Origin of the sequence: Guyparkeria halopsychrophila (assembly GCF_044582135.1) — a bacterium.
GTDB lineage: Bacteria > Pseudomonadota > Gammaproteobacteria > Halothiobacillales > Halothiobacillaceae > Guyparkeria.
In genome coordinates this window covers 1-5,349 of sequence record NZ_JBDODP010000042.1, presented here as the reverse complement: position 1 = coordinate 5,349, position 5,349 = coordinate 1, and the positions used below count along the sequence as shown (strand labels likewise).

Annotated in this window: 5 protein-coding genes; all 5 read right to left on the bottom strand. The window is 63.5% G+C overall.

Annotation, left to right across the window (positions count from 1 at the left end):
- A partial coding sequence (locus ABGV18_RS11350) for a nucleotide sugar dehydrogenase (protein ID WP_396586131.1) occupies window positions 1–810 on the bottom strand: 810 nt, incomplete at its 3' end.
- Window positions 811–829: 19 nt separating this feature from the next.
- Window positions 830–1,678: a Wzz/FepE/Etk N-terminal domain-containing protein gene (locus ABGV18_RS11345; protein WP_396586130.1), complete on the bottom strand. Its 849-nt coding sequence runs from the start codon at window positions 1,676–1,678 to the stop codon at window positions 830–832.
- 27 nt (window positions 1,679–1,705) lie between these two features.
- Entirely contained in the window at window positions 1,706–3,559 is a 1,854-nt protein-coding gene (gene glmS, locus ABGV18_RS11340) for a glutamine--fructose-6-phosphate transaminase (isomerizing) (protein WP_396586129.1), read from the bottom strand.
- 374 nt (window positions 3,560–3,933) lie between these two features.
- A complete protein-coding gene (cysQ, locus tag ABGV18_RS11335; protein WP_396586128.1) occupies window positions 3,934–4,725 on the bottom strand; it encodes a 3'(2'),5'-bisphosphate nucleotidase CysQ in 792 nt (263 codons plus the stop codon).
- 14 nt (window positions 4,726–4,739) lie between these two features.
- The coding region (gene cysC, locus ABGV18_RS11330; RefSeq protein ID WP_396586127.1) for an adenylyl-sulfate kinase at window positions 4,740–5,349 on the bottom strand (610 nt) is incomplete at its 5' end.

Sequence of the window (5,349 nt, the reverse complement as noted above, 5' to 3'; positions counted from 1 at the left end):
AACGCCGATGCAGTGCCCGCCGACCAGCCCCGGCTTAAACGGCAGGAAATTCCACTTGGTGGCGGCGGCCTCGAGGACGGCCTGGGTATCGACGCCCATCTTATTGAACAGCATGGCCAGTTCGTTGACCAGGGCGATATTCACATCCCGTTGGGTGTTTTCGATCACCTTGGCGGCCTCGGCGACACGGATGGCGGGGGCCAGGTGCGTGCCAGCCGTGATGACGCGGCGGTAGAGTCCGTCAATGAACTCGGCGGCCTCGGGCGTGGAGCCGGCCGTGACCTTCATGATGTCCGCGACTCGGTGTTCCTTGTCGCCGGGGTTGATCCGCTCGGGGCTATAGCCGGCAAAGAAGTCCTGATTGAACGTCAACCCGCTGGTCTGTTCGAGCACCGGCACACAGTCGTCCTCGGTGGCACCGGGGTAGACGGTGGACTCGTAGATGACCACGTCACCCTTCGTCAGCACCTGGCCGACTGTCTTCGAGGCCGAGATGAGCGGACTGAGGTCCGGACGCTTGTAGCGATCGATGGGCGTGGGGACGGTGACGATGAAGACATTGCAGTCGGCGATGTCTTCCATGCGGTCGGTGAAGGAGAGCTGTGTTGCCTCGGCCAGTTCGTCAGGCTCGACCTCACGGGTGTGATCAATGCCCGCCTTCAGCTCGGCGATGCGTTTGGCGTTGATGTCGAATCCGACCACGGGCTGGACACGGCCGAAGGCCACGGCCAGCGGCAGGCCGACGTAGCCCAGGCCGACCATGGCGATCTTGACATTTTCGGGCGGATGGAAGGTGTTGGTTGTCGTCATGGGAATATCGTTTTGTTATTTAATCTTCGGCTTGGCTCTCGCCGTGAAGGCGTTCACGGGCGGCAGCGATGAAGTTGGCCATTAGCGCGGCGAACAGGCCGGCGAACAAGCCGAGGATGGCGCCCAGGGCGATGATCAACGCACTGGAAACGCCATTCTCCAGATCCCGTTGCTGGCCCAGCTCGACCAGACGGCCGCCTTTGAGCGACGACTTTTCCAGTTCCGCAGACAGCAGGTCAGCCTTCACCTTTGAAATCTCGAGCGAAATCTCCGCGAGGTCCCCGCCCGTCTGGGCAAGGGATTCCGCCAGAGATTCGGTGTTGTCGAGGCGGGTTTCCAGCATCTCGATGCGACGATCCAGTCTCCCGCGCAGTTCCTCGACCTCACTCTCGACAAGGCCCGCGATGCGATCGGTGATTGACTCATGCAGCGCCTCGACGCGGTCGGCTTCGGCCTCGGTAGCCTCCGTCTCCAGTACGACAAGCGCTGTGTCCTCGGGTTGGTCGAGCTTGACCTCTAGTTCCCGGGATTCCTCCGGCGGGTTGGCCTCCCGGTCCATTTTCAGGGACTTGGGCACGAACACCCGCTGGGTGACCTGCATCACCGCACCCGGCTCGATGACGTAACGGTCGTCACCGCGTTGATCAATGGTCTTTGGAAGGCTGTAAATCGATGCGAACGCGGTGGCCTTCACGGCTTCGCCACGAGCGAATGCATAGAGCGCCGCCAGCACGACGACTGCTAATGTCACCGAGACCACGAACCACTTACGCCGCCACAGGGCAAGCGCCAGGTCCACCAAGTCAATCTCATCGTCAAATCGGGGGGGATTGGTGGCGGTCGGCTGGCTGGGCCGGATTTCGTTCATCGATTGGTCCTTTTTCATACGAATTCGTTATTCCACCGTGACCGACTTGGCCAGGTTCCGCGGCTGGTCCACGTCTGTGCCCTTAAGTACGGCCACGTGATAGGCCAGCAACTGGAGCGGGATATTAAAGATTATCGGCGCACTGATGCGCCCGACATTCGACGTTACCGGCAGTACGTGGGTGAAATCCGCCGAGTGCAACCCGGCGCGTTCGTCGGCGAACACGAACAGCTCGGCTCCGCGGGCGGAGACTTCGGCGATATTGGATTTGAGCTTGTCGAGAAGTTCGTTCTGCGGGGCGATGGTGATCACCGGCATGGTCTCGTCGATCAACGCCAGCGGGCCATGCTTAAGCTCACCCGCCGGGTACGCCTCGGCGTGGATGTAACTGATCTCCTTGAGCTTCAGTGCCCCTTCCATGGCGATGGGGTACATCGGCCCACGGCCGAGGAACAGGGCATGCTCCTTCTCCACCAGCAGTTCTGCCAGGTCTCGCACGCGGTCGCCGTGGTCCAGGGCGTCCTGGATGCGGCCCGGCACCTTCTCCAGACCGGCAACGATGCGCTGCTCTTCGGGCTCCAGTATGCGGCCGCTGGCGCGGCCCACTGCGAGCAGCAGCAGGGCCAGCGAGACCAGTTGGGTGGAGAACGCCTTGGTGGACGCCACCGAGATCTCCGGCCCGGCCCGGGTCATCAACACCAGGTCCGATTCGCGCACCAACGAGGATTCGGGGGCGTTGCAGATGGCGAGCACGGGACGGGTCGGGTCCTCGCGCTTGAGCATGCGGATCGCGGCGAGCGTGTCGGCCGTCTCGCCGGACTGCGACAGCGCGACGATCAGGGTGTTGGGACTGACGACCGGGTGCCGGTAGTGGAATTCGGAGGCCACCTCGACGGCGCAGGGTAGCCGGAGGATGTCCTCGAACCAGTAGCGCGCCACCATGCCGGCGTGGTAGCTGGTGCCGCAGGCGATGATCTGTACGCGCTCGACCGAGGCAAAGATCTCGTCGGCACCCACGCCGAACGCCGCGGGGAGGATATGGCCGTCGGCGATGCGCCCTTCCAGGGTATTGGCGATGGCCTGCGGCTGCTCGTGGATTTCCTTGAGCATGAAGTGGCGGAAACGGCCGCGATCGGCACTTTCGGCGCGCTGGGCGGACTGGCGCACGGGGCGTTCGACGGGGTTGCCCGCCGCATCGGTGATGGCGAGCGTCTCGCGGGTGATGACCGCCCGGTCGCCCTCTTCCAGATAGACGAACGACTGGGTGACCGGCAGCAGCGCGAGGGCATCCGAGGCGGCAAAGTGCTCGCCGATGCCCACACCGATGACCAGCGGGCTGCCCTGGCGGGCGACGAACAGCGTCTCCGGGGCATCGGTGATGATCACCGCCAACGCAAACGCGCCCTGCAGGCGGTCGACGGCGGCATGGAAGGCGGCCTCGGGCGACAGACCCGCCTCAAGTTGGTGATGGATGAGGTGGGCGATGACCTCGGTATCGGTATCCGAGGCGAAGGCACAGCCGCTATCAATCAGTTCAACCTTGAGCGTGGCGAAGTTCTCGATGATGCCGTTGTGCACCACCGCCACCCGGCCGTGCGCGCAATTCGGCGCGAGATGCGGGTGCGCGTTGCGTTCGACCGGTACGCCGTGAGTCGCCCAGCGGGTGTGGGCGATGCCGAGCTGACCAGTGATGGGCGTGGTTTCGAGTTTCTCGGCGAGAGCGGCGACCTTGCCCACGGCGCGCGCCGAGGCCAGCCCCTGTCCCTCATCCAGCAAGGCCACACCGGCCGAGTCGTAGCCGCGGTATTCCAGACGGCGCAATCCTTCCAGGAGGATGGGCCCCACCTGCCGCTCGGCTACCGCTGCGACGATTCCGCACATGAATCCGTTTCCCATTTCATTCGGATTGATTAGCGCGGGATTGTATCTCAATGAGGTGGGTTTGAGGGTGTGGAATTCGAGTGTTGGTTGCTTGTGTGTTGGCTAAAGCACGGTCGAGCGGAGGTGATCGCGCGAATCGTCGGCTGAATCCGATGCGGCTTCGAAAGCACGCCACAAGCTGGTCATTCCCGCGAAAGCGGGGATCCAGAGCCGGGTTTGGTGGCTTCGTCCTCTGGATTCCCGCTTTCGCGGGAATGACGGTGGTGCTGAGGTGTGTGGGGCTACAGCCCAACCCAACAGGGCCTTAGACCCACCTGATGGAACTCACCTCAACCCAACAGCCGTTCACCTAGCGGACCGACAGATCCGACAAATCACTCCCCCAATGCTGGCCAGTGGGTCAACCGCCTGCCGTGGGCGAGGAAGTGCGGATTGAGCACTTTGTCAGTCCGGGAATAATCCAGCGTCTCGCCGCGCGGGTCGAGCACCTTGCCCCCGGCGCCCTCGACCACGGCCTGGGCGGCCCCGGTATCCCAGAGGCTGGTCGGCCCCAAACGGGGATAGACGTCGGCTGCACCTTCGGCGACGAGGCAGAGCTTGAGCGAACTGCCCATGGGCACCATCTCGCTCTCGCCCAGTTCGGCCAGCCAGTCGGTCATCTTGGGGCTTGCATGCGAACGGCTGCCAACCACTCGCCAAGGGCCATCACGATCCTCAGCCACTGTGATCGAATGCGCCCCATCGGCGTCGATACGCCAGGCACCTTCGCCAGGCCAGCCGATGTAGGTTCTTGCAAGATCCGGGGCATGGACAACACCAAGACGTGGCCGACCCTTCTCGATCAGGGCGATATTGACGGTGAACTCGCCGTTTTTCTTGATGAATTCTTTGGTGCCGTCCAACGGATCGACCAGCCAGTACCGACCTGCGTCATCGGCACCGCAAAAGCCCTCGACGTCCTCTTCCGAGAGGATCGGAATACCCCCGAGTATTGGGGCGAGTCGGTCGCTGATCAGGTTGTGGGCCGCCTGGTCGGCCTCGGTCAGCGGGCTCTTGTCCGCCTTCTCCTCGACCCCGAAGTCCCGGGCGTAGATAGTCATGATCGCCCGCCCCGCCTCTTCGGCGATGGCGGTGACCTGATCCAGCAATGCCGTGTCGATTTTCATTACGCTTCCTGCCTTCAGACGGCGGTGATCATGCCGCGCTCCTTGAGGAACGCGAGGATGCGATCGGCGGCCTCGTCGGCCGACAGTTCGGCGGCCTTGATGTGCAGATCGGGCGCCTGCGGTTTTTCGTAGGCCGAATCGATGCCGGTGAAGTTCTTCAACTCGCCACGGCGTGCCTTCTTGTACAGGCCCTTGGCGTCACGCTCCTCGGCGACATCCAGTGGCGTGTCGACGAAGATCTCGACGAACTCGCCCTCGTCCAACATGCCTCGCGCCATCTCACGTTCGGAACGGAACGGCGAGATGAACGAGGTCAGCACGATCAGGCCGGCGTCGACCATCAGCTTCGCCACCTCGGCGACGCGACGGATGTTCTCCACCCGGTCGGCATCGGTGAAGCCCAGGTCCCGGTTCAGGCCGTGGCGCACGTTATCGCCATCGAGCAGGTAGGTGTGCTGCCCGGCGGCGGCGAGCTTCTTCTCCAGCGCGTTGGCGATGGTCGACTTGCCGGCACCGGAGAGGCCCGTGAACCAGAGCACACCCGGCAGTTGTGCCTTGAGCTCGGCCCGGCGCGCCTTGTCGACATCGACGTGCTGCCGGTGGATGTTCTGGCTGCGGCGCAGA

What these genes read in the sequence shown, in the direction of transcription:
- ABGV18_RS11345 (WP_396586130.1), bottom strand. Translation starts at nt 1,678, where the DNA reads ATGAACGAAATCCGGCCCAGCCAGCCGACCGCCACCAATCCCCCCCGA.
- glmS (WP_396586129.1), bottom strand. Translation starts at nt 3,559, where the DNA reads ATGTGCGGAATCGTCGCAGCGGTAGCCGAGCGGCAGGTGGGGCCCATC.
- cysQ (WP_396586128.1), bottom strand. Translation starts at nt 4,725, where the DNA reads ATGAAAATCGACACGGCATTGCTGGATCAGGTCACCGCCATCGCCGAA.